The 21,839-nt window shown below is 64.9% G+C and carries 18 protein-coding genes; 10 read left to right on the top strand and 8 right to left on the bottom strand.

The window, feature by feature from the left end; all coding sequences use genetic code 11:
• Positions 1–8 precede the first annotated feature (8 nt).
• Genes ACOIX3_RS33270 through ACOIX3_RS33260 form a run of 3 tightly spaced genes read left to right on the top strand, consistent with a single transcriptional unit; the run spans position 9 to position 2,403 of the window.
• Positions 9–1,163, top strand: coding sequence for an alpha-D-ribose 1-methylphosphonate 5-triphosphate diphosphatase (locus ACOIX3_RS33270; protein WP_420966227.1), 1,155 nt, complete (start codon positions 9–11; stop codon positions 1,161–1,163).
• A complete protein-coding gene (gene phnN, locus ACOIX3_RS33265; RefSeq protein ID WP_420966225.1) occupies positions 1,160–1,756 on the top strand; it encodes a phosphonate metabolism protein/1,5-bisphosphokinase (PRPP-forming) PhnN in 597 nt (198 codons plus the stop codon). The genes ACOIX3_RS33270 and phnN overlap by 4 nt, the downstream gene beginning before the upstream one ends.
• A 35-nt stretch (positions 1,757–1,791) precedes the next feature.
• Entirely contained in the window at positions 1,792–2,403 is a 612-nt protein-coding gene (locus ACOIX3_RS33260) for a pyridoxamine 5'-phosphate oxidase family protein (protein ID WP_420966224.1), read from the top strand.
• Between the two features lie 123 nt (positions 2,404–2,526).
• Here ACOIX3_RS33260 and ACOIX3_RS33255 read toward each other — a convergent pair whose 3' ends face one another.
• Entirely contained in the window at positions 2,527–3,126 is a 600-nt protein-coding gene (locus ACOIX3_RS33255; protein ID WP_420966223.1) for a TetR/AcrR family transcriptional regulator, read from the bottom strand.
• 203 nt (positions 3,127–3,329) lie between these two features.
• Here ACOIX3_RS33255 and ACOIX3_RS33250 point away from each other — a divergent pair, with 203 nt between their 5' ends.
• On the top strand, positions 3,330–4,574 hold the full coding sequence (locus ACOIX3_RS33250; RefSeq protein ID WP_420966222.1) for an efflux RND transporter periplasmic adaptor subunit: 1,245 nt from the start codon (positions 3,330–3,332) through the stop codon (positions 4,572–4,574).
• A 23-nt stretch (positions 4,575–4,597) separates the two neighbouring features.
• Complete coding sequence (locus ACOIX3_RS33245; protein WP_420966220.1) at positions 4,598–7,780, top strand: efflux RND transporter permease subunit; 3,183 nt, start codon at positions 4,598–4,600, stop codon at positions 7,778–7,780.
• Positions 7,781–7,915: 135 nt separating this feature from the next.
• On the opposite strand, the gene ACOIX3_RS33240 is transcribed toward ACOIX3_RS33245, so the two are convergent.
• The 4 genes from ACOIX3_RS33240 to ACOIX3_RS33225 form a co-directional block, all read right to left on the bottom strand.
• Positions 7,916–8,134: a hypothetical protein gene (locus ACOIX3_RS33240; protein WP_420966218.1), complete on the bottom strand. Its 219-nt coding sequence runs from the start codon at positions 8,132–8,134 to the stop codon at positions 7,916–7,918.
• Positions 8,135–8,393: 259 nt separating this feature from the next.
• Positions 8,394–9,194, bottom strand: a complete 801-nt coding sequence (locus tag ACOIX3_RS33235; protein WP_420966216.1) for an SDR family NAD(P)-dependent oxidoreductase — start codon at positions 9,192–9,194, stop codon at positions 8,394–8,396.
• Position 9,195: 1 nt separating this feature from the next.
• Positions 9,196–9,750, bottom strand: a complete 555-nt coding sequence (locus ACOIX3_RS33230; protein WP_420966213.1) for a carboxymuconolactone decarboxylase family protein — start codon at positions 9,748–9,750, stop codon at positions 9,196–9,198.
• A 47-nt stretch (positions 9,751–9,797) separates the two neighbouring features.
• Positions 9,798–10,748 (bottom strand): hypothetical protein, encoded by a 951-nt coding sequence (locus tag ACOIX3_RS33225; RefSeq protein WP_420966212.1) that lies wholly within the window; start codon positions 10,746–10,748, stop codon positions 9,798–9,800.
• Positions 10,749–10,969: 221 nt separating this feature from the next.
• Here ACOIX3_RS33225 and ACOIX3_RS33220 point away from each other — a divergent pair, with 221 nt between their 5' ends.
• The 4 genes from ACOIX3_RS33220 (at position 10,970) to ACOIX3_RS33205 (ending at position 17,990) form a co-directional block, all read left to right on the top strand.
• The gene (locus ACOIX3_RS33220; RefSeq protein ID WP_420966210.1) at positions 10,970–14,443 is read left to right on the top strand and encodes an indolepyruvate ferredoxin oxidoreductase family protein; all 3,474 of its coding nucleotides are present in this window, start codon (positions 10,970–10,972) and stop codon (positions 14,441–14,443) included.
• A gap of 237 nt (positions 14,444–14,680) precedes the next feature.
• Complete coding sequence (locus ACOIX3_RS33215; RefSeq protein ID WP_420966209.1) at positions 14,681–15,127, top strand: hypothetical protein; 447 nt, start codon at positions 14,681–14,683, stop codon at positions 15,125–15,127.
• 298 nt (positions 15,128–15,425) lie between these two features.
• A complete protein-coding gene (locus tag ACOIX3_RS33210) occupies positions 15,426–17,006 on the top strand; it encodes an alkaline phosphatase D family protein (protein WP_420966208.1) in 1,581 nt (526 codons plus the stop codon).
• A 165-nt stretch (positions 17,007–17,171) separates the two neighbouring features.
• Positions 17,172–17,990, top strand: a complete 819-nt coding sequence (locus ACOIX3_RS33205) for an aldo/keto reductase (RefSeq protein WP_420966207.1) — start codon at positions 17,172–17,174, stop codon at positions 17,988–17,990.
• A gap of 93 nt (positions 17,991–18,083) precedes the next feature.
• On the opposite strand, the gene ACOIX3_RS33200 is transcribed toward ACOIX3_RS33205, so the two are convergent.
• Positions 18,084–18,299 carry a hypothetical protein gene (locus ACOIX3_RS33200; protein WP_420966206.1) on the bottom strand — a complete coding sequence of 72 codons (216 nt, stop codon included), beginning with the start codon at positions 18,297–18,299 and terminating at the stop codon, positions 18,084–18,086.
• Positions 18,300–18,531: 232 nt separating this feature from the next.
• Between ACOIX3_RS33200 and ACOIX3_RS33195 the strand changes: the two genes are divergently transcribed.
• Positions 18,532–19,812, top strand: coding sequence for an amidohydrolase family protein (locus ACOIX3_RS33195; RefSeq protein WP_420966205.1), 1,281 nt, complete (start codon positions 18,532–18,534; stop codon positions 19,810–19,812).
• Between the two features lie 145 nt (positions 19,813–19,957).
• On the opposite strand, the gene ACOIX3_RS33190 is transcribed toward ACOIX3_RS33195, so the two are convergent.
• Positions 19,958–21,196 (bottom strand): PLP-dependent aminotransferase family protein, encoded by a 1,239-nt coding sequence (locus ACOIX3_RS33190; RefSeq protein WP_420966204.1) that lies wholly within the window; start codon positions 21,194–21,196, stop codon positions 19,958–19,960.
• Between the two features lie 61 nt (positions 21,197–21,257).
• The gene (locus ACOIX3_RS33185; RefSeq protein WP_420966203.1) at positions 21,258–21,800 is read right to left on the bottom strand and encodes a DUF3124 domain-containing protein; all 543 of its coding nucleotides are present in this window, start codon (positions 21,798–21,800) and stop codon (positions 21,258–21,260) included.
• Positions 21,801–21,839 lie beyond the last annotated feature (39 nt).

Here is a 21,839-nt window from a genome sequence, read left to right as displayed (position 1 = left end):
TGTTTGAAATGACTGCCAAGCAAGACACCATCATCGGCAACGCCCGGCTGGTCCTCGCCGATCGCGTGATCGAGCAGGGCTGGGTTGCGATCGTTGACGGCAAGATCGCCGAATTCGGCGAGGGCAGGGCGCCCGAGGCCGCCGAGGACGCCGGCGGCGATCTCCTGATGCCCGGGCTGATCGAGCTGCACACCGACCATCTCGAAATGCACTACGTGCCGCGGCCGAAGGTGTTCTGGAATCCGGTCGCCGCCGTGATCTCCTATGACGGGCAGCTCGCGACCTCGGGCATCACCACGGTGTTGGATTCGCTGCGGGTCTGGCGCGAGGACGGCGCCGAGGACGTCGACGGCCGCGCCGGCGTGCTGGCGGCGGCGATCTCGGCCGCGCGCGAGGAGGACCTGCTGCGTGCCGATCACTTCCTGCATCTGCGCTGCGAGGTGCCGATGCCCGATGTCGTCGCCGAGGCCAAGGAGCTGATCGAGCGGCCGGACGTGCGGCTGATGTCGCTGATGGACCATACGCCGGGCCAGCGCCAGTTCCGCGACGAGGTCAAGCTGCGCGATTACTACCGCGGCAAGGGCGGCGGCATGACCGACGCCCAGCTCGACGTGCTGTTCGCGCGGCGCTTCGCCTATCAGAAGGAATATGCGGTGGCGAACACCCGCGCGATCGTCGCGCTGGCACATCAATACAAGATTCCGCTCGCGAGCCACGACGACACCACGGACGAAAACGTGGTCGACGCCGTCAACGACAAGGTCGCGGTCGCGGAATTCCCGACCACGATGGAAGCCGCGCGCGGTCTGCACGCCGCCGGCATCGACATCCTGATGGGCGCACCAAACGTGGTGCGCGGCGGCTCGCACTCCGGCAATATCGCCGCCGTCGATCTCGCCAATGAGGGCATGCTCGATATCCTGTCGTCGGATTACATCCCCTCCAGCCTCTTGATGGCCGCCCTGCAACTGCCGCGGCATGTGCCGGCGATCGATCTCGCTTCCGCTGTCCGCACCGTGACCAAGACGCCCGCCGAAGCGGTCGGCCTGTCCGATCGCGGCGAGATCGCGGTCGGCAGGCGCGCCGATCTGATCCGCGTGCACGTCGCGCGCGATCTGCCTGTCGTGCGCAGCGTCTGGCGCGAAGGGGGGAGGGTCGCGTGACCGGTGCGTCCGTCGTCGCCGGACAGCAGGCCAGCACGGTCGGTCCAGGCCGGTTGATCCTGGTGGTCGGCCCGAGCGGCGCCGGCAAGGACACGCTGCTGGGGCTGGCGAAGGCGGCCTGCGCCGATGACCGTGATGTCGTGTTTCCTCGCCGCCTGATCACCCGCCAGGCCTCGGCGTCGGAAGACAATGAAGAGGTCAGCGCGGAGGCCTTCCAGCGTGCGGTCGCCGCCGGCGATTACGCCATGCACTGGGAAGCGCACGGCCATCGCTATGCGCTGTCGCGCGCGATCAATGATGAGATCCGCGCCGGGCGCACCGTGATCGCGAACGTCTCGCGCACGGTGATCGCGGCGGCACGCCGCAAGTATGCCAATGCCGTCGTGGTGTCGATCACGGCGCCGCCGGATGTGCTGGCGGCACGGCTGGCTGCGCGGGCGCGCAGCAGCGACGGCCTGCTCGCACAGCGGCTGGCCCGCACCGTCGACGAGAGCACGTCGACGCCCGATTTCACCATCGTCAATTCCGGCACCGCCGACTATCACGCGCGACAGCTTGTCCGCATCATCAAGGGCGAGCGCTGGGACGAATAGCAAGAGACGACCAGCCACAAAGGAGAACAGCACGAATGTCGGTGATTTCCACGATCGAGCAGCTTGAGGCGATCTACGGCTTCCCGAACGACGCGTCGACCGTGAAGGTCGCCGATCACGTGACGCCGCTCTATCGTGTGCTCATCGAGAAGTCTCCCTTCGTGTCGCTTGCGACCTCGGGCCCCGAGGGGCTCGACTGCTCGCCGCGCGGCGACCTGCCGGGCTTCGTGCGCATCAATGATCCGAAGACGCTGATGATGCCGGATCGCCGCGGCAACAATCGCTGCGATTCGCTGCGCAACATCGTGCGCGATCCTCGTGTCGGGCTGCTGTTCTTGATCCCGGGCTCGGGCAGCACGCTGCGCGTCAACGGCCGCGCCTATGTCACGGCCGAGCCAGAGCTGCTCGCCTCCTTCAAGATGGAAGGCAAGGCGCCGCGCACGGTGATCGTGATGAATGTGGACGAAATCTACTTCCAGTGCGCTCGCGCGATCGTGCGCTCCGACCTCTGGAATCCGGACAAGCGGGTCGATTCGAAGGCGCTGCCGACGCCAGGCCAGATCCTCGCCGAGATGAGCGAGCACACGGTCGGCGGCGAGAAATACGATCGCGAATGGCCGGAGCGCGCGCGACAGACGATGTGGTGAATTGGTCGCGCGCGGCTGCGAACCCTTGTGGCCGTCATTGCGAGCGAAGCGAAGCAATCCATTGGCACCGCACGTGGGGAGGCGTGGATTGCTTCGTCGCCGTCGCTCCTCGCAATGACGGGGTCAGGCCTTTGCCTGCTCATCGAAAGCCTTCAGCGACACCGCCGCGATCTCGCGTAGCGCGTTGCGGTCGGCGCCCGAGGAGGCCATCACGCACATGCCCGATGTGACTGCGGAGAGATAGCGGGCAAGCATGGCCGGATCGGCGTTTTCGTCCAAATCGCGTTCGGCCTTGGCGCGGACAAAGCGTTCGCGCAACTGATCTTCCGTGTGGGTGCGGCGCGCGGCCAGTTCGAATGGAACATTTTCCGAGCCGGTGCCGCAGGCAAGGCCGCCCTGGACCAGCAGACAGCCGGGCGGGTTGGCGGGATCGGTCTGGGCGTCCGCGTGCTCCATCAGGAATCGTTCGGCCACCTCGCGCGCGGTGGAGGCGCTCACAACCTTTTCCATCCAGGCGTCGCGCTTTTCGGAATAGCGGTCGAGCGCGGCCTTCAGCAGGCCTTCCTTGCTGCCGAAGGCGGCGTAGAGGCTGGGCGGATTGATGCTCATCGCCTCGGTGAGCTGCGCGATCGTCGTGCCCTCGTAACCGTGGCGCCAGAATACGTCCATGGCCCGGTCCAAAGCGGCGTCCGCGTCGAAGGCGCGGGGGCGTCCCATTCCCATTTTCGTTGCTCCGTAAGCCGGGCGCCGTTTCTGTGACGGATTGTCCCTGACTTATCCTCTTGTTGCACGTGATGTTTTTCCGCGTCTTCCCATTTCCCCACGAATGAGATAATAAATTCATAGTGCTCGATACATAAGTATCTTGCGAACCGGCGTCCAGCTCCACATCTGTAGCGAACACTACAGATATCTGGAGCGCGTGAATGCCCTCGTCAACCCAAAATCCCCGTTCCGGCCGTTTCCGACGAATCGTCGGCGGAGTCGTGGTCCTCGGCGCCCTCGCGGTGGCCGGCTCGATCGCGACCGGCCACTATTTCCACGCTGCGCAGGCGACCGCGGCCGCCGCCGCCGCTGAACCGGCGGTGCCGGTGACCGTCTCCGTGATCCAGCCCCGCCCGACCACCCTGTTCGATGACTTCTCGGGCCGGCTCGAAGCCGTCGACCGCGTCCAGCTGCGGCCACGGGTGGCCGGCGCGATCCTTTCGACCAATTTCACCGAGGGCGCGCTGGTGAAGTCCGGCGACATCCTGTTCAAGATCGATCCCGCACCCTACGTGGCCGAGGTCGACCGGGCGCAGGCGCAGCTCGAGGCCGCCAAGGCCCGAGCGGTCTTTGCCGCAAACGAGGTCGAGCGCGGCGCGCAACTGGTCGGCAACAACATCGTGACCAAGCGCGATTTCGACCAGCGCGACAACACCAATCGCGAGGCGATTGCCAACGTCAAGGCCGCCGAAGCCGCGTTGCAGACCGCAAAGCTCAATCTCGACTACACGGAGGTGCGCGCACCGGTCGACGGCCGGGTCGGCAGGATCGAGGTCACCGTCGGCAATCTCGTCGCGGCGGGCACCTCGTCGCCGGTTCTGACCTCGCTGGTCTCGGTCAATCCGATCTATGCGAGCTTCGATGCGGATGAGGAGGTCGTGCTGCGCGCGCTGAACTCGATCGCGGACGCCTCCGGCAAGCGCGGCAATCTCGATCAGATCCCGGTCGATATGGTGACGTCGGGCGGCCTCAGCGCCAAGGGGCGCATCCAGCTGATCGACAACCAGGTCAACGGGCAGAGCGGCACCATCCGCGTCCGCGCCGTGTTCAAGAACGAAGACGGCCGGCTGATCCCGGGACAGTTCGCCCGCGTGCGCATGGGCCAGCCCCAGCAGCAGACGCTGGTGCTGGTCGACGAACGCGCCGTCGGCACTGACCAGGACAAGAAGTTCGTCATGTTGGTCGGCGACGACAGCCGCGCCGTGTACCGCTCCGTTACGCTCGGCGGCGCGGTCGATGGCCTGCGGATCGTCACCGCCGGCCTGAAATCCGGCGACCGCATCGTCGTCAACGGCCTGCAGCGCGTGCGTCCCGGCGCACTTCTGAAGATGGAAGTCGCCGAGATGGGCGCGCGCGGCATGCAACAGGCATCCTCTGAAACCAACCAGCACGTCGTGCAGCGCTAGGCGCTGCACGCGGGGGCGGAGCCATGAACCTCTCAAAATTCTTTATCGACCGGCCGATCTTCGCCGGCGTGCTATCGATCCTGATCTTCCTGGCCGGCCTGATCTCGCTGGTGGCGATGCCGATTTCGGAATACCCCGACGTGGTGCCGCCGTCGGTCGTGGTACGCGCGACCTATCCCGGCGCCAATCCGAAGGTGATCGCCGAGACGGTCGCGACCCCGATCGAGGAGCAGATCAACGGCGTCGAGGGCATGCTCTATATGTCGAGCCAGGCGACGACCGATGGCGCGATGACGCTGACGGTGACGTTCCGGCTCGGCACCGACCCCGACAAGGCGACCCAGCTGGTGCAGAACCGGGTGCAGCAGGCCGAGCCGCGCCTGCCGGCCGTGGTGCGCCAGCTCGGCATCATCACCAAGAAGAGCTCGCCCGACCTCACCATGGTCGTGCATCTGCTGTCGCCGAACAACCGCTACGACATGACGTATCTGCGCAACTACGCAGTGCTCAACGTCAAGGACCGGCTGGCGCGGATCGACGGCGTCGGCGACGTCCAGCTCTATGGCGCCGGCGACTATTCGATGCGGGTCTGGGTCGATCCGCAGAAGGCCGCCGAACATGCGTTGACCGCAAGCGACGTCGTTCGCGCAATCCAGGCGCAGAACGTCGAGGCCGCCGCCGGCGTGGTCGGCTCCTCGCCCAGCGTCAAGGGCCTCGACCTCCAGCTCTCCGTCAACGCCGAGGGACGGCTGTCGACCGAGGAGCAGTTCGGCGACATCGTGGTGAAGACCGGCTCGGCCGGCGAGGTGGTTCGGTTGCGCGACGTCGCCCGGATCGAGCTCGGCGCCTCCGAATACGGTCTGCGCTCGCTGCTCGATAACAAGCAGGCGGTCGCGATCCCGATCTTCCAGGCGCCGGGTTCGAACGCGCTGGAGATCTCCGACCATGTCCGCGCGACGATGGCCGAGATCAAGAAGAACATGCCGGAAGGCGTGTCGTACCAGATCGTTTATGATCCGACGCAATTCGTGCGGTCCTCGATCGAGGCCGTCATCCACACGCTGCTCGAGGCGATCGCGCTCGTCGTGCTGGTGGTGATCCTGTTCCTGCAGACCTGGCGCGCCTCGATCATCCCATTGATCGCGGTCCCGGTGTCGATCGTCGGCACCTTCGCGGTGATGCATGTGTTCGGCTTCTCGATCAACGCGCTCAGCCTGTTCGGCCTGGTGCTGGCGATCGGCATCGTGGTCGACGACGCCATCGTCGTGGTCGAGAACGTCGAACGCAACATCGAATCCGGCCTGTCGCCGCGCGATGCCACCAACCAGGCGATGCGCGAAGTCTCCGGCCCGATCATCGCGATCGCGCTGGTGCTGATCGCGGTGTTCGTGCCGCTGGCCTTCATCTCCGGCCTCACCGGACAGTTCTACAAGCAGTTCGCGCTGACGATTGCGATTTCGACCGTGATCTCCGCGATCAACTCGCTGACGCTGTCGCCGGCGCTGTCGGCGCTGCTCTTGAAGGGGCATGACGAGCCGAAGGATTGGCTGACCCGGGGCATGGAAAAGTCGCTGGGCTGGTTCTTCCGCGGCTTCAACAAGGTCTTCACGAAGTCTTCGGCGAACTACGGCCGTACCGTCACCAAGGTGATCTATGGCAAGGCCGTGGTGATCGGCCTCTATGTGCTCTTGATCGGCCTCACCGGCGTGCTGTTCAAGCAGGTGCCGAGCGGCTTCGTGCCGGGCCAGGACAAGCAGTATCTGGTCGGCTTTGCCCGGCTGCCCGACGGCGCCACGCTCGACCGCACCGAGGAAGTGATCCGCAAGATGAGCGACATCGCGCTGACCCAGCCGGGCGTCGAAAGCTCGGTGGCGTTTCCCGGCCTGTCGATCTCCGGCTTCACCAACTCCTCCAACGCCGGCATCGTGTTCTCGACCCTGAAGCCGTTCGACGAGCGCAAGGATCCGTCACTCAGCGGTCCGGCGATCGCGGCGGCGCTCAACAAGAAATATGCCGGCATCCAGGACGCGTTCATCGCGATGTTCCCGCCGCCGCCAGTCAACGGCCTCGGCACCATCGGCGGCTTCAAGCTGCAGATCGAGGACCGCGCCGGCCTCGGCTATGAGGCGCTGAACGACGCCACCAAGGCGTTCATGGGCGCGCTCCAGAAGGCGCCGGAGATCGCCGGTGCGTTCTCGAGCTTCCAGGTCAATGTCCCACAGCTGTTCGCCGACATCGACCGCACCAAGGCGTTGCAGCTCGGCGTGCCCGTCACGGAGGTCTTCAATACGCTGCAGATCTATCTCGGCTCTTATTATGTCAACGACTTCAACAAATTCGGCCGCACCTATTCGGTCTATGTGCAGGCGGACGCGCCGTTCCGCGCGCGGGCCGACGACATCAGGCAGCTCAAGGTGCGCTCGTCGTCGGGCGACATGGTGCCTTTGTCGGCCTTGCTGAAGGTCCGGCAGAGCGCAGGTCCGGAGCGTGCGATCCGCTACAACGGCTTCTTGTCGTCGGACATCAACGCCGCTGCGGCGCCGGGCTTTTCGTCCGGCCAGGCGCAAGAGGTGGCGACACGGATCGCGGCCGAAACGCTGCCGCCGGGCTTTGCCTTCGAATGGACCGACCTGACCTATCAGGAGTTCATCGCCGGCAACTCCGGAATCTGGGTGTTTCCGCTCGCGATCCTGCTGGTGTTCCTGGTGCTCGCTGCGCTCTACGAGAGCCTGGCGCTGCCGCTCTCGATCATCATGATCGTGCCGATGGGCCTGTTGGCCGCGATGTTCGGCGTCTGGCTGTCGAAGGGCGACAACAACGTCTTCACCCAGATCGGCCTGATCGTGCTGGTCGGATTGTCGGCCAAGAACGCCATCCTGATCGTCGAATTCGCGCGCGAGCTCGAATTCGCCGGGCGCTCACCGATCCGCGCTGCGATCGAGGCCAGCCGATTGCGGTTGCGGCCGATCCTGATGACGTCGATGGCGTTCATCATGGGCGTGTTGCCGCTGGTGCTGTCGACCGGTGCGGGCTCGGAGATGCGGCGCGCGATGGGCGTCGCGGTGTTCTCCGGCATGATCGGCGTCACCGTGTTCGGCCTGTTCCTGACGCCGGTGTTCTATGTGCTGCTGCGCACGGTCACCGGCATGAAGCCGCTGACGCAGCATGGCGAGGCGACCATCCCCGGAAAAGCACACGCGGCATGATGCCGCGTGTGCAGAGCGTTTTCGAGCGAAGTGGGTACCGGTTCGCGTGAAGAAAACGCGTCAAAACAAGAAACGAGAGCTTCGGTTTTGATCGAATCAAAACTGAAGCTCTCGTTCGTGTCAGTTTGAAGAGGATCAGGCTGCGATATCGAGCAGCAGAAGTGACGAACCGCGGACCAGCACCTTGCGGCCCGCGGGCGTCAGTTCAAACGAATCGCCACGCATCGCAACATAACCGAGCGTGATGAGGCTCTCGACGGCGAACCGGTTCAGCCGTGACGGGTTTGCTGCGGGAGCCCGCAATGCTTTCAGCGCATTCCACTGATCGGGTCTGAGTTCGAATTCTTCGCTCATTGGTCCAGGCACTCCAGAAGTTCTTGGGGTGCGAGATACAGAGCGCAGATGAATTTCGTGCGACCACAACGAGTCAGGATTTCGATTTATGTGGACGCGCCGTCACATCGCCGTGTCATTGGAATACTTCAAGTTTTTCGAATCATTGCGGCGCAACAACACGTGATGTTGTCACAGAGATTAACCGCACACCGTCAGACCGGTTAATCGTCTCGATTAACCGGGTTAATCGCGAGGATTAACCGGCTAAAGCGGCTGGTTAACCGCGCCGCACACTTGCGCCGCCATCGACCGGCAGCGTCACACCGGTGACGAAATTCGCCTCATCCGAGGCGAGGAACAGCGCGGCATTGGCGACGTCCCAGCCGGTGCCCATCTTGTGACGCAGCGGCACCTTGCTGTCGCGCTCGGCCTCGACCTCGGCGCGGCTCTTCTTGAATTCGCGTGCGCGCGTATCCACCGCCATCGGCGTGTTCATCAAGCCCGGCAGGATCACGTTGGCGCGAATGCCATATTGCGCATTCTGGTAGGCGAGCTGTTCGGTGAAGGCGATCATCGCCGACTTGGTCGCCTTGTAGGCGACGTAAGGATAGGTCGTGATCGCGGCCATCGACGAGATGTTGATGATCGAGCCGCGCTGCTGCTGGCGCATGATCGGGATCACATGCTTGGCGGCGAGGATGCAGCTCTTCAGGTTGATCGCGACGCAGCGGTCGAACGCCTCCTCGGTGATGTCGAGCAACTCGGCATCGCCGCCGGAGAGGCTGACGCCGACATTGTTGTGCAGGATATCGACGCTGCCCCAGCGGCCATGCGCATCCGCCACCATCGCCTTGATGTCGGCATTTTTGGTGACGTCGGCCTTGAAAGCGACAGCGGTGCCGCCCTTGGCCGCGATCAGGTCGACGGTTTCCTGCGCCGACGCCAGATTGCGATCGACGCACAGCACCTTGGCGCCTTCGCGCGCGAAGGTCAGCGCGGTGGCGCGGCCGTTGCCGATGCCCTCGCCGGGGCTCTGGCCGGCGCCGACGACGATGGCGACGCGATCTTTAAGGCGCATCTCACTTCACTCCCGGGATCGGGTACTGCTGCAGTACCTCTTTGTAGGCTGGCTCATTGTCGATCTGCATGGTGGCGAGCACGCGCACCACGGCGCAGTAGAACGCGATCGTCAGCACCAGGTCGGTCATGTGCTCGTCGGACAGCTCTCGCTTGATCTCGGCGAAGGTCGCCTCCGACATCGCGAGCTCGCGCACCATCTCGCGGGCGCCCCTCAGGATCGCCTTCGCCAGCGGTTCGAGCCTCGACGGCGCGCCAGAGGTTTCCGCGATCAGGCCTTTGATGTCCTCGTCGGTGACGCCGAACTCCTTGCCGATCTTCACATGATGGGTGAACTCGTATTCCGACTTCTCGAGCCAGCCGACCTGCAGGATCGCGAGCTCGCGCAGCCGCGGGTCGAGCTTGCTCTTGAAGCGGATGTAGCCGCCGATGCCGTTGAAGGCGCGCGCCATGTCGGGCGAGTTCACCAGCAGCTTGTGCAGATTGGTGTTGCGCTTGAGCATGTCGCGATATTCGGGGGCGACCTGATCGGCTTCGAGATAGGGCAGGCGGGCCATTGTTGTTGTCCTTGGTTCGGCGGCTTGCGGAACGGGCGGCTGTTGCTTCAGCCGTAGAGGGCTTTGTGCTCTTGCTCGTAGTTGGCGTAGGAGTCCTTCATGCTGGCGCCGTTGAGCAGCATGGTGGCGACCACGGCGCCATCGGCATCGAACACGGTCGAGCGCACCCACATGCTCTCGGTGCGCTTGCTGCCCGAGAGCGCAACGACCTCGCGCTCGACCCAATAGGTCTCGCCCGGGAACAGTGGCCCGCGCACTAGCCGGATCTCCTGATCGGCGAACAGCCCGACGGCCGGGCCACGGACCGGCAGCCGGTCCTCGCGCGCGCGGTACTGGAACAGCACGCTCAGCATCTCCATCGGGATGATGGCGCGGCCCCAGGGATTGTACTCCAGCGAATAATAGTCCGAAGGCTCGGTGATCACCTTGAGCTTGTCGGCCAGCGAGAACGGATAGAGATCGCCCATGTTCTGGTCGAAATCCATCTTGATCGCCTGCCGGGACGTCTTCATGCCGACCTTGATGTCGGCGAGGATCACGGGATCGGCCAGCGGCTTCAATTCGCCAAGCCTGTGGGCGAGCGCCGTCTCCGTGCCGTCACCGTCGATCGAGGCGGTGCCGCGCAGGATCTCGGTGCCGTCGGGTTTGATCATTCCGATCGTGCAAACGGTCTGGCCCGGTTTCGGCTTCTCGATCTGGGCCTGCACCTCTTCGCCCTCGAACACCGGATTGCGATAATGCGCCGACAGGCACCCGGTCATGAACCAGGCGCGGCCCCAGATCCGCTCGCACAGCGGCGCGAACTGGCTGAAATGGGTCGGTCCCTCGATCGTGCCGCCGCGGAAGCCGAGCTTCTGCGCGGTTGCATCGTCGTGAATCGAGGCGTGGGCGTCGTAGGTCTGGGCCTGAAGCATCTGCTTCGGGCTGCGCCAGGGACCCACCAGCAGATTGCCGTTCTCCACGATTTCCGTCGTGAATGCGGATTCGACTTTAATCATCCTTGGTCTCCCTTTGCGCGCCACCGTTTCAAAGAAGCCGGGGTTCGGCAAGCCTCGCAGAGCGACAAGGCCTCGCATGCGCAACATGAGATATGTGCTGCGGCCATGGAACGGGGCTGTTCATGCATAACAAAATCAGTGCATGCTGATGCATGATCATGGGCAAGGCAATGAGACCGGTTCGGACCGGCGTGACCTGATCGGCGGGGAGCCTGAAACTGATGGCGTTGATGGAAGTTGGACTGGACGACAAGTACCGGTTGGATACGAAACGAATCTTCCTCTCCGGTACCCAGGCTCTGGTCCGATTGCCGATGTTGCAGCGCGAACGCGACCGCGCGCACGGGCTGAACACCGCGGGTTTCATCTCCGGCTATCGTGGCTCGCCGCTCGGCATGTACGACCACGCGCTGTGGCGGGCGAAATCGTTCCTCAGGGAGCATGACATCGCCTTCGTTCCCGGCCTCAACGAGGACCTGGCGGCGACCGCGGTGTGGGGCAGCCAGCAGGTCGGCATGTTCCCCGGCGCCAAGGTCGATGGCGTGTTCGGCATCTGGTACGGCAAGGGTCCCGGCGTCGACCGCTCGCTCGACGCGCTCAAGCACGCCAATTCCGCGGGCACCTCGCCGAATGGCGGCGTGATTGCGCTCGCCGGCGACGACCATGGCTGTCAGTCCTCCACCCTGGCGCATCAGAGCGAGCAGGTGTTCGCCTCGGCGCTGATGCCGGTGGTCAATCCGGCGACGCTACAGGACTATCTCGACCTCGGCATCCTCGGCTTTGCGCTGTCGCGCTATTCCAGTTGCTGGGTCGGCTTCAAGGCGATCTCGGAGACCGTCGAAAGCTCGGCCTCGATCGTCAGCGATCCCGATCGCATCAAGATCATCATGCCCGACGATTTCGAGATGCCGCCCGGCGGGCTGTCGATCCGCTGGCCGGATCCGCCGCTGGAGGCCGAGCGCAGGCTGCATGGGCCCAAGATGGAGGCAGTCGCGGCCTTCGCCCGCGCCAACCGGTTCGACCGCATCGTGCTGGATTCCAAGCCGGCGCGGCTCGGCATCATGGCGACCGGCAAGGCCTATCTCGATCTGCGCCAGGCGCTGGCTGATCTCGGTATCACCGATGCCGACGCGCAGGCGCTGGGCCTGCGCATCTACAAGGTGGCGCTGACCTGGCCGCTGGAAGCCCGCGGCGCGCGCGACTTTGCCGAAGGCCTGCAGGACGTGCTGGTCGTCGAGGAGAAGCGCGGCTTCATCGAGGACCAGCTGGTCCGCATCCTCTACAACATGGACGCCTCCAGGCGTCCATCGGTGGTCGGCAAGTGCGACGAGAGCGGCGCGCCGCTGTTGCCGAGCGAGGGCGAGCTGACGCCGACCATGGTGGCGGCCGCCGTGGTGGCGCGGCTGCGCCGGCTCGGTCACCACAGCCCGCTGCTGGAGCAGCGTCTGGCCAAACTCGAGGCGTTCGATCGCCCGGCCGAGGGCACGGGCACAATCAAGCTGCAGCGCACGCCGTATTTCTGCTCGGGCTGTCCGCACAACTCCTCGACCAAGATTCCCGACGGCAGCCGCGCCATGGCCGGCATCGGCTGTCACGGCATGGCGCTGTCGGTACCGAACCGCAACACCCAGACCATCTCGCATATGGGTGCGGAGGGCGTGAGCTGGATCGGGCAGGCGCCGTTCACCAGCGAACAGCACGTGTTCCAGAATCTCGGTGACGGCACCTATACGCATTCCGGCTTGCTGGCGCTGCGCGCGGCGGCCGCCGCCGGCGTCAACATCACCTACAAGATCCTCTACAACGACGCAGTCGCAATGACCGGCGGCCAGCCGGCCGAAGGCGGCTTCACGGTGGCGCAGATCGCGCATCAGGTCGCGGCGGAAGGCACCAAGAAGCTTGCGATCGTCTCCGACGATCCCGACAAATATCCCGCCAATTACTTCCCCTCCGGCGCCACCATCCATCATCGCCGCGAGCTCGACGCCGTGCAGCGCACCCTGCGTGAGATCGAGGGCCTCACCGTTCTGATCTACGACCAGACCTGCGCTGCCGAGAAGCGCCGCCGCCGCAAGCGCGGACTGTTTCCCGATCCGGCCAAGCGCGTCTTCATCAATGAGCGCGTCTGCGAAGGCTGCGGCGACTGCTCGGTCGCGTCGAACTGCGTCTCGGTGCAGCCGCTGGAGACCGAGCTCGGCCGCAAGCGCCGCATCGACCAGTCGAACTGCAACAAGGATTTCTCCTGCGTCGAGGGCTTCTGCCCGAGCTTCGTGATGGTGCAGGATCCCAAGCTGCGCAAGGCCGACCGCACCGCCGCCGATCCCAAGGCGCTGTTCGCGGACCTGCCGGCGCCGCCCGCGGCCGCGTTGAGCAGCCCCTACAACATCCTGATCACCGGCATCGGCGGCACCGGCGTCATCACCATCGGCGCGCTGCTCGGCATGGCGGCGCATGTCGAGGGGCTCGCCTGCTCGACGCTCGACTTCACCGGCCTGTCGCAGAAGAACGGCGCGGTCATGAGCCACGTGCGGCTCGCGCCGACATCCGACATGCTGACCACGGTCCGCATCGCGCCCGGCAATGCCAATCTGATCCTCGGCTGCGACCTCGTCGTCGCCACCAGCGTCCCGGCGCTGAGCCGCGCCGAGCGCGGCGTCACCCGCGCGGTGGTCAACGCCGACCTGTTGCCGACCGCGAGCTTCGTCATCGATCCCGATATCGACTTCGAGGCCAGCTCGATGCGCGACGCGCTGAACGGCGCGGTGAGACCGGATGATCTCGACATCCTCGATGCCACCGGGCTTGCCACCGCGCTGATGGGCGACAGCATCGCGACCAACGCCTTCATGCTCGGCTTCGCGTTCCAGCGCGGCGCGATCCCGCTGTCGCTCGAGGCCATCCTGAAGGCGATCGAGCTCAACGGCGCCGCGATCGAAATGAACAAGACCGCGTTCTCGTGGGGCCGGCTCGCCGCGCATGATCTGCCGCGCGTGGTCAGCGCCGCCCGCTTCAAGAACGCTGGCGCCGCGCCGGCGAAGAAGACGCTCGATGAGGCGATCGCGTTCCGCGCCAAATTCCTCACCGACTATCAGGACGCGGCCTACGCCAAGCGCTACCTCGACGACGTTGCGCGCGTCCGCTCCGCCGAAGCTGCGGCAGCGCCGGGCTCGCAGGACCTGACCGAGGCCTTTGCCAAGGGCCTGTTCAAGCTGATGGCCTACAAGGACGAATACGAGGTCGCGCGGCTCTATTCCGATGGCGAGTTCAGCAAGGCCTTGAGGGAGCAGTTCGAGGGCAATTCCGGTTTGAAGGTCTTGCTGGCGCCGCCCTTGCTGGCGCAGCGCGATCCCGTCACCGGGCGTTTGCAGAAGCGCGAGTTCGGGCCGTGGATCTTCAAGGCGTTCGGCCTGCTGGCGGGGCTGAAGGGCCTGCGCGGCACCGCGTTCGACATCTTCGGCTACACCGCCGAGCGCAAGAGGGAGCGCGCGCTGCCGGTGGATTACGCGGCGATGATCCTGCGCCACCTCGACGGCAAGAAGCCGCTCGATTTGCCGCGCCTGGTGGCGCTGGCGAAGGCCGCGGACCTGGTGCGCGGCTACGGCCACATCAAGGAAGGCAACGTCGCGCGCTACCGCACCGAATGCGCGCGGCTGGAGCGCGCGATCGGCCAGCCGTTGGCGCAGGCCGCCGAGTAGGCTGGAGCGTTTTCGAGCGAAGTGGCTACCGGTTCGCGTGAAGAAAACGCGTTCAAAACACCAACCTAGAAACCCGCTCCGATACCATCGGAACGGCGTTCCAGGTGGTAGGCAGCGGGAACTTTCCACGGCCGCCTTGGTTGACCGGTAACCCTGCCCGCGAGCCGCGGCTGGATTCGCGCGGCCGGGCCCCTACATAACGGCCGTTCTGTTCGAGTGATTTCAGGAGGCCCTTTGATGGTCCTGAAAAACGCTTTTGTTGCAACTGTTTGCACCGCGTGCCTGGCGTTGGGTGGCGTGGCGTTTGCCGACGACTACCGCCCGAGCGAGTTCTTCAGTCTCGACCTCTCGCAGGCCGTGCTGTCGCCGAAGCCGCTTGGCCCGCCGGCGCAGTTCCAGCCGGTTCCGGTCGAGGCCAAGACCGATCGCAGCCCGGATCAGCACGCCAATGTCGAGCCGCGGGTCGATCAGCCGAAGGTCGAGCCGCAGAAGGCGGTGCGCACAAGTAGGGTGACGGAACCGCGTGACGCGGCGCCACATGAGCGCAAGCGCGCAGCGGCGCACGTTCCCGCCCGGGCCAAGCTCGCCCGGCGCCACTCGAACCCGCTCGATGCGGAAGCCCGCGACACCAGGATCCAGACCTGGCCGTGCCGCACCGGCGGCATCTGCAACTGGCAGCGGTGAGAGTGCCTGCCGCGCCTGTGCTCTCTCAAGGTGCGCCAATCCCAAACCCGTCATCCTGAGGAGCGCGCTCGTGCGCGCGTCTCGAAGGATGCACGGCCCGTCCGTGGCCGATTCATCCTTCGAGACGGCGCTGCGCGCCTCCTCAGGATGACGCGTAAGCCGCTGTTGTTCCGATAGCCGTCTCATCCCCCGAGTCATCCCGCCGTCGCAAAACCGTCGGCGCAGAGTCAAGAAACCGTAAGGGCGGAGTCAAACAGCGCAGGCAAAACCTTCGTTGCGATTCGACGAAGGTTATTCGATGCCGACAGCGATCTCCGCGAGGGGGCGAGGCCTCACGAGGCGTCAGCTTCTGGTGCGCTCGGCATCGACGGCCGCGCTGGCAGGAGTGGGCGCGCTGGCAAAGCCATATCTGAGCCGCGCCGCCGATCGGCCCGCAATCGCGGGCATCCAGTCCGGCGACGTCGCCAGCGATTCCGCTGTGATCTGGGCCCGCACCGATCGCGCCGCGCGCATGCATATCGAATGCGCCGCGGTCGAAAGCTTCGCCACCATCCTGCGCACCGCGTCCGCCGATGCGCTGCCCGACCGCGACTTCACCGCAAAGCTGCTGCTCGATGGTCTGCCGCCGGGACAGGACCTGTTCTACCGGATCCGCTTCGAGGATCGCGACGGCATTGCGGGTGAAAGCCGCGTCGGGCACTTCCGCACCGCGCCGTTGGACCGCCGCTCGGTCTCGTTCGTCTGGTCCGGCGACGTGGTGGGGCAGGGCTGGGGCATCGACCCCGCGCGCGGCGGCCTGCGCAGCTACCGCACCATGCTGAACGAGCGTCCGGACTTCTTCATCCATTCCGGCGATCACATTTATGCCGATTGCACGGTGCCGGCGGAGCAGACGCTGCCGAACGGCGAAGTCTGGCGCAACATCGTCACCGAGGAGAAATCGGTGGTCGCCCACAGCCTCGAAGAGTTTCGCGGCAACTACAAATACAACTGGCTCGACGAGAATTTCCGCGCCTTCCACGCCGAGGTGCCTGTCTTGGCGCAGTGGGACGACCATGAGGTGGCCGACGACTGGTCGCCAATCGGCACCGCTGACGCGACCGGCTACGATACGGACGGCAGCTCGCGCCTGGTGGCGCGGGCGCGGCGCGCCTTCCACGAATTCATGCCGATGCGGCTGATGCCGGAGCGCGACGGCCGGGTCTATCGCAAGATCCCCTACGGGCCGCTGCTCGACGTCTTCATCATCGACATGCGCTCCTACCGCGATTCCAGCTGGAACAAGCAGGGCGATCCGGACCAGGCGTTCATCCTCGGCGAGAGCCAGCTCGCCTGGCTGAAACGGGAGCTGGTGGCGTCGGATGCCACCTGGAAGGTGATCGCCGCGGATCTGCCGATCGGCCTCGTCAGCCTGGATGCCGTCGCGCTCGGCGACGGCTCGCCGGAGCGGCGCGAGCACGAGATCGCTGACCTCCTGTCCTTCATGAAGCGCGCCGGCGTCCGCAACACGGTGTGGCTCACCGCCGACATGCACTACACCGCCGCGCATCACTACGATCCGAACCGCGCGGTGTTCCAGGAATTCGAGCCGTTCTGGGAGTTCGTCTCCGGCCCGCTGCATGCCGGCACCTGGTCGCCGGGCGAGCTCGACAACACCTTTGGCCCGAAGGCGATGTACCAGAAGGGCTGCTCGGCCGAGCAGGGCGACAATCTCGCGCCGTGCTTCGGCCTGCAATTCTTCGGCCGCGTCGACATCGACGGCAGGACCGGCGTGATGAAGGTGACGCTGAAGGACGTCGACAATCACGATCTCTGGTCGGTCGTCATCGAGCCGCGGCCGGACGCGCGGCCCGGCCAGATCATGGCGCAGCATATCTAGGCTCGCGAAAGCCGTCGCGACATCTTGATTTGCGGGCGCCTTGCCCGAAGGGTCGGTTTGCGGGCAGACTGCGTGCTGGCAGTTCTGCCAATTTCATTCCTACCAGACGATTTGCTGGCGTGACGTCGTCGATGACATCGGCGCCCCACGCGTCAGGAGCTATCCATGGACAATCTGCAGACACAGGGCATCAGCCTGCCGCAGCTCGGGCTCGGCACTTTCCGCATGCAGGGCGATGCCTGCCGCGCAGCGGTCGAGAGCGCACTCGGGCTCGGTTACCGGCATATCGACACCGCCGAGATGTACGGCAATGAGGAGGCGATCGGAGCCGCGATCGCCGACGCGAAGGTCGCGCGCAAGGACCTGCACGTGACCACGAAGGTTTGGCACGAGAATTTGGCGCCGGACGCGATCCGGAGAGCGTTCGACACGAGCCTGAAGAAGCTGCGGCTCGATCATGTCGATCTCTACCTGGTGCACTGGCCGTCGCGGAACATGAAGCTGCCGGCCGTGTTCGAGACGCTGACGAAGCTGAAGCAGGAGGGCCGCACCCGCGCGATCGGCGTCGCCAATTTCACCACCGCGCTGCTCAAGACCGTGGTCGAAGACATCAAGGCGCCGATCGCCTGCAACCAGATCGAATATCACGCGATGCTGGACCAGACACCGGTGCGGAAATATTTCGCCGCGAAATCGATCCCGCTGGTGGCCTATTGTCCGCTGGCGCAGGGCCGTTTCGCGACCGATGAGACGCTGGCGAAAATCGGCACCAAGCATGATGCCACCGCTGCGCAGGTGGCGCTGAAATGGTTGCTCGACCAGAACGGTGTTGCGGCGATTCCAAAGGCCTCGCGCGCCGAAAGCCAAAAGGCCAATCTCGACGCGCTGAAGGTTGAGCTCGACGATGACGACCGCAAGGCGATCGCTGCGCTGCGCAAGGACATGCGCTGCGTCAATCCGGGCTTTGCTCCGGCGTGGGATTGAGATCGGCGCGCATCTGGATAAGGACGCAGAACAAGAAAATGGCTCCGCGAGGAGCCATTTTCCGTTGTGTCGGTCTTTCGTGTGTGCCGGCGCTTAATAGCGATCCCGCCTGATGACCACCGCGCGGTCATGGTCGTGATGCCAGCCGCGATGCCAGCCACGGTCGTGGCGCATCTCGGCGCGCGCGCCCCAGCCGCGATCCCAGTGGTGATGGCCGCGCTTGATCACGACGGTCTCGGCGCTCGCGATCGACGGAATGGCCACTGCAAGGGCACCAATCGCCGCAAGAACAAAGCTAAATTTCTTCATCTCATCCTCCTCAAATGATGCGAGGAGGAAACCGTGCAGGTATCGAAACGTTCCTCAGGGAACCGGGTGAGTTTTCTGAACGCTTGTTCAGCAACCATCGCAGCGCAACCCTCGCCGTGTGTTTGCTGCACAACCGACGCGTGAGCGTTACCGCCTCTTTCGGTGGTCTTGCCTAACCACGGTGTCCGACGCATCATCACGCCATAAAATCAATGTTCGGGGGGACGTTGCCGTGGGTGAATTTTCACGCCGGGATTTCTTGAAAGGTACGGGATCGGCCGCTGCTGCTGTCATAGCAGGGCCGGCCGCTGCGGCGATGGGACCGGACGACAAGTTCGACCTCGTGATCAAAAGCGGCGACGTGATCGATCCCAGCCAGTCGCTGCGCGGCAAGCGCGACATCGGCATCCGCTGGGGTCTGATCGAGGCGATCGAGGACGAGATCCCGGCGGCGCGCGCCGTCAAGACCATCGACGCCTCGGGCAAGCTCGTGATGCCAGGCCTCGTCGATCTGCACTGCCACGTCTACCCGTATGGATCGGCGATCGGTATTCCCGCCGACGAGCTGGTGCAATTCCAGGGCACCACGACCGTGGTCTCGGCCGGCGATGCCGGCGTCAACAATCTCGCGGCGCTGCGCCGCTTTATCGTCGCGCAGTCGCGGACGCGGATCTATGCCTTCGTCCATATTGCCAACAACGGCCTGTCGGCCTTCCCGGTGGCCGAGCTCTACAACATCGACAATGCGCAGGTCGAAGCCTGCGCCATGGCGCTTGCGGAGAACCCGGACTTCCTGATCGGGGTCAAGGTGCGGATGTCGGAGAACGTCATCTTCAAGCATGGCATCGAGCCGCTGAAGCGCGGCATCCAGGCCTGCGAGATGTGCGGCTGGCCGGCGCGGATGATGGTGCATATCGGCGGCGTCGAGACCAGGGAGTTGATGTCTGACATCCTCGATCTGCTACGGCCGGGCGATATCCTCACCCATGCCTATTCCGGCGCGCCGAACATGTCCGGCGCCTTCACCAACATCGTGCAGGACGGCAAGTTGTTGCCGGCGGCGCTCGCGGCCAAGCAGCGCGGCGTGCTGTTCGATGTCGGCCATGGCGGCGGTAGCTTCGATTTCACGGTGGCCGAGATCGCGATCCCGGCCGGTTGCACGCCAGATACGATCTCGTCCGACATCCACGTCTTCTCCGGCAATTCGCCCGGCATTCCGTTCCTGCCCAACGTGATGAGCAAGTTCCTGGCGATGGGCTCTTCTCTGGATCAGGTGGTGGCGATGGCAACCTCAGTGCCGGCGCGCATCATCAACCGCACCCCGAAGATCGGCACGCTGCAGCGCGGCGCGCCCGGCGACGTCGCGATCATGGATCTCATCGAAGGCCCGGTCACCTTCGTCGACACCCGCAACAACAAGCGCGACGGCAATCTGCAGCTGAAGCCGATGCAGACCGTGGTCAACGGCGTGCCATTCGGCCGGCCGTATCAGGCGCCGTTTTCGGTGCGGTAAGGGGGCAGGCAGGAGGCATGGATTGCTCGTCGCTTCAGCGCAAAATTGCTTTGCAATTTTGTCGCGAGCTCCTCGCAATGACGGGGCGAGGCCATCTCGTCAGTGCGAGCGAAGCGAAGCAATCCATCCCGCCGCGCGGGGAACGCTAGCCGCGCTTCTCCACATTGCTGCTGCGCGCGGGCACGCCGAACTCCTTGCGGCACACTTCGGCCAGCACCGCGACGCCTTCGCGGATCTGCTCGTGCGAGGGGCTGGCGAAGCAGAGGCGGAGCCGGCTGCCGGAATGCGCCTTGCTGGTCGACCATTCCGGTCCCGGATTGATCGAGACCCCGGCTGCCAGCGCCGCCTGATAGAGCTTCATGGTGTCGACATGGTCGGGCAGCTTGACCCAGAGGAAGATGCCGCCCTTCGGCGCCTCGAACTCGGCCGACGTGCCGAACTGCTCGTTCAGTGCCTCCATCAGCGTGTCGAGCTTGGCGCGCAGGCCACGGGTCAGCCGCGGCACGTGGGTCGCGAAATGCGGCGCGCAATATTCCGACAGCACCATCTGCTCCAGCGCGCCGGAGCCGGCGTCGGTCTTCAGCGGCAGCATCCGCGACATGATCTCCCAGGGCGCGACGATGAAGCCGACCCGCAGCGCCGGCGCGATCGATTTCGAGAACGAGCCGATATGGATCACGCCGCCATGCTTGCTCATCGCATAGATCGCCGGCGGCCGTTCGCCGTTCCAGATCAGATCGGCATAGCAATCGTCCTCGAAGATCGGCACGCCGTATTCTTTCGACAGTTTCAACATCTCGGCGCGGCGACCTTCGGGGAGGATCGAGCCGGTCGGGTTCTGCACGGTCGGGATGGTGTAGATGTATTTCGGCGTGATGCCGTGCCGCTTGTGATCGGCGAGCGCTGCGGCCAGCGCATCGATCCTTATGCCGTCGCCATCGAGGGGAATGCCGACCGCGTTGACGCCGAGCCGCGTCAGCCGGTTCAGCGAGCCCTGATAGGTCTCCTGCTCGATCAGCACGGTGTCGCCCTTGGCGAGCAAGGTGTGATTGACGAGGTCGAGCGCCTGCAGCGAGCCGGAGACGATCATGATCTCGTCCGGCGTGCAGGCAATGCCGGCATCGCGCTTCAGCTTCTCGGTGAGGAACTGGCGGAGCGGCAGATAGCCCTGCGGCCCGTGCGCCAGGTTGTAGGTCGCGAGATTCCTGCCCTCGCGCTTCAGCACGGCGTTGACCGCCTCCAGCAGCCCGTCGACCGGGACCTGATCGGGATCGTTGTTGCCGCCGACGAAGCTGTATTTGGCGAGCCCGGTCCAGCGCGCGGCCGGCGCAGGCAGGCCGGCCGGAAGCAGCGGTGCAAAGTCGAACTGGGCTGAGGTGGACATGGACGTTTCGCTCCGTGTTGTTGTCGTTGAGAAGGCCTGGGGGAGGCGGCCTTCCATGAAGTCAGTTCTTGCCGGTCAGCCTGATCGGGCGGCCTTGGCTGATGAAGGCATAGTGCCCGGCGCCGACGCTGCCGACCATCAATGCCTCAACCGCCGGTTCCGCGATCTCGCCGGCGGCTGCCCAATCGACCACGAAGTTCGCGCCGGTGCCGCCGCGGGTATCGGTCGTGGCGATCGAGACCTCGACGGTCGCAAACGGTTTTAGCGCGACCGGCGATTTGAGGTAGCTCTCCACCATCCTGCCTGATGTGTCGAAATAGGCGATCCGCTTCAGCACCAGCGGCCTCGTCTCGGAGGCGTTGTGCACGCTCAGCGTCACCGAGAAATCGGCCCTGAGCTTGCCCTGGCTCATCGACACGCTGGAATACACCGGCACGTAGAATGCACCTGACGCGGTGAGGCCTTCCGACGGCACCGCGGTCAGCGAGTTCGCGAAATTTTGTTCAATACTTCCGGAGGATTGTGCTAGCGCCTCCGTCATGCGCGCGGTGAGCAGGCAGAGCAGAACTGCCAGAAAAATGCCGCCTGCGCGGATGTGACACATTGCTCGGTTGATCCTCACGCCCGGCCCTCTAGGTTGCGG

The sequence above is a fragment of the Bradyrhizobium sp. B120 genome, assembly GCF_049075665.1.
GTDB lineage: Bacteria > Pseudomonadota > Alphaproteobacteria > Rhizobiales > Xanthobacteraceae > Bradyrhizobium.
The sequence above is the reverse complement of the archived record's forward strand: the minus strand, read 5'-3'. Positions and strand labels throughout refer to the sequence as shown.

Coding starts and splice junctions, on each gene's coding strand:
- ACOIX3_RS33270 (WP_420966227.1), top strand. CDS start 9: ATGACTGCCAAGCAAGACACCATCATCGGCAACGCCCGGCTGGTCCTC.
- ACOIX3_RS33260 (WP_420966224.1), top strand. CDS start 1,792: ATGTCGGTGATTTCCACGATCGAGCAGCTTGAGGCGATCTACGGCTTC.
- ACOIX3_RS33255 (WP_420966223.1), bottom strand. CDS start 3,126: ATGGGAATGGGACGCCCCCGCGCCTTCGACGCGGACGCCGCTTTGGAC.
- ACOIX3_RS33250 (WP_420966222.1), top strand. CDS start 3,330: ATGCCCTCGTCAACCCAAAATCCCCGTTCCGGCCGTTTCCGACGAATC.
- ACOIX3_RS33245 (WP_420966220.1), top strand. CDS start 4,598: ATGAACCTCTCAAAATTCTTTATCGACCGGCCGATCTTCGCCGGCGTG.
- ACOIX3_RS33240 (WP_420966218.1), bottom strand. CDS start 8,134: ATGAGCGAAGAATTCGAACTCAGACCCGATCAGTGGAATGCGCTGAAA.
- ACOIX3_RS33235 (WP_420966216.1), bottom strand. CDS start 9,194: ATGCGCCTTAAAGATCGCGTCGCCATCGTCGTCGGCGCCGGCCAGAGC.
- ACOIX3_RS33230 (WP_420966213.1), bottom strand. CDS start 9,750: ATGGCCCGCCTGCCCTATCTCGAAGCCGATCAGGTCGCCCCCGAATAT.
- ACOIX3_RS33225 (WP_420966212.1), bottom strand. CDS start 10,748: ATGATTAAAGTCGAATCCGCATTCACGACGGAAATCGTGGAGAACGGC.
- ACOIX3_RS33220 (WP_420966210.1), top strand. CDS start 10,970: ATGGCGTTGATGGAAGTTGGACTGGACGACAAGTACCGGTTGGATACG.
- ACOIX3_RS33215 (WP_420966209.1), top strand. CDS start 14,681: ATGGTCCTGAAAAACGCTTTTGTTGCAACTGTTTGCACCGCGTGCCTG.
- ACOIX3_RS33210 (WP_420966208.1), top strand. CDS start 15,426: ATGCCGACAGCGATCTCCGCGAGGGGGCGAGGCCTCACGAGGCGTCAG.
- ACOIX3_RS33205 (WP_420966207.1), top strand. CDS start 17,172: ATGGACAATCTGCAGACACAGGGCATCAGCCTGCCGCAGCTCGGGCTC.
- ACOIX3_RS33200 (WP_420966206.1), bottom strand. CDS start 18,299: ATGAAGAAATTTAGCTTTGTTCTTGCGGCGATTGGTGCCCTTGCAGTG.
- ACOIX3_RS33190 (WP_420966204.1), bottom strand. CDS start 21,196: ATGTCCACCTCAGCCCAGTTCGACTTTGCACCGCTGCTTCCGGCCGGC.
- ACOIX3_RS33185 (WP_420966203.1), bottom strand. CDS start 21,800: ATGTGTCACATCCGCGCAGGCGGCATTTTTCTGGCAGTTCTGCTCTGC.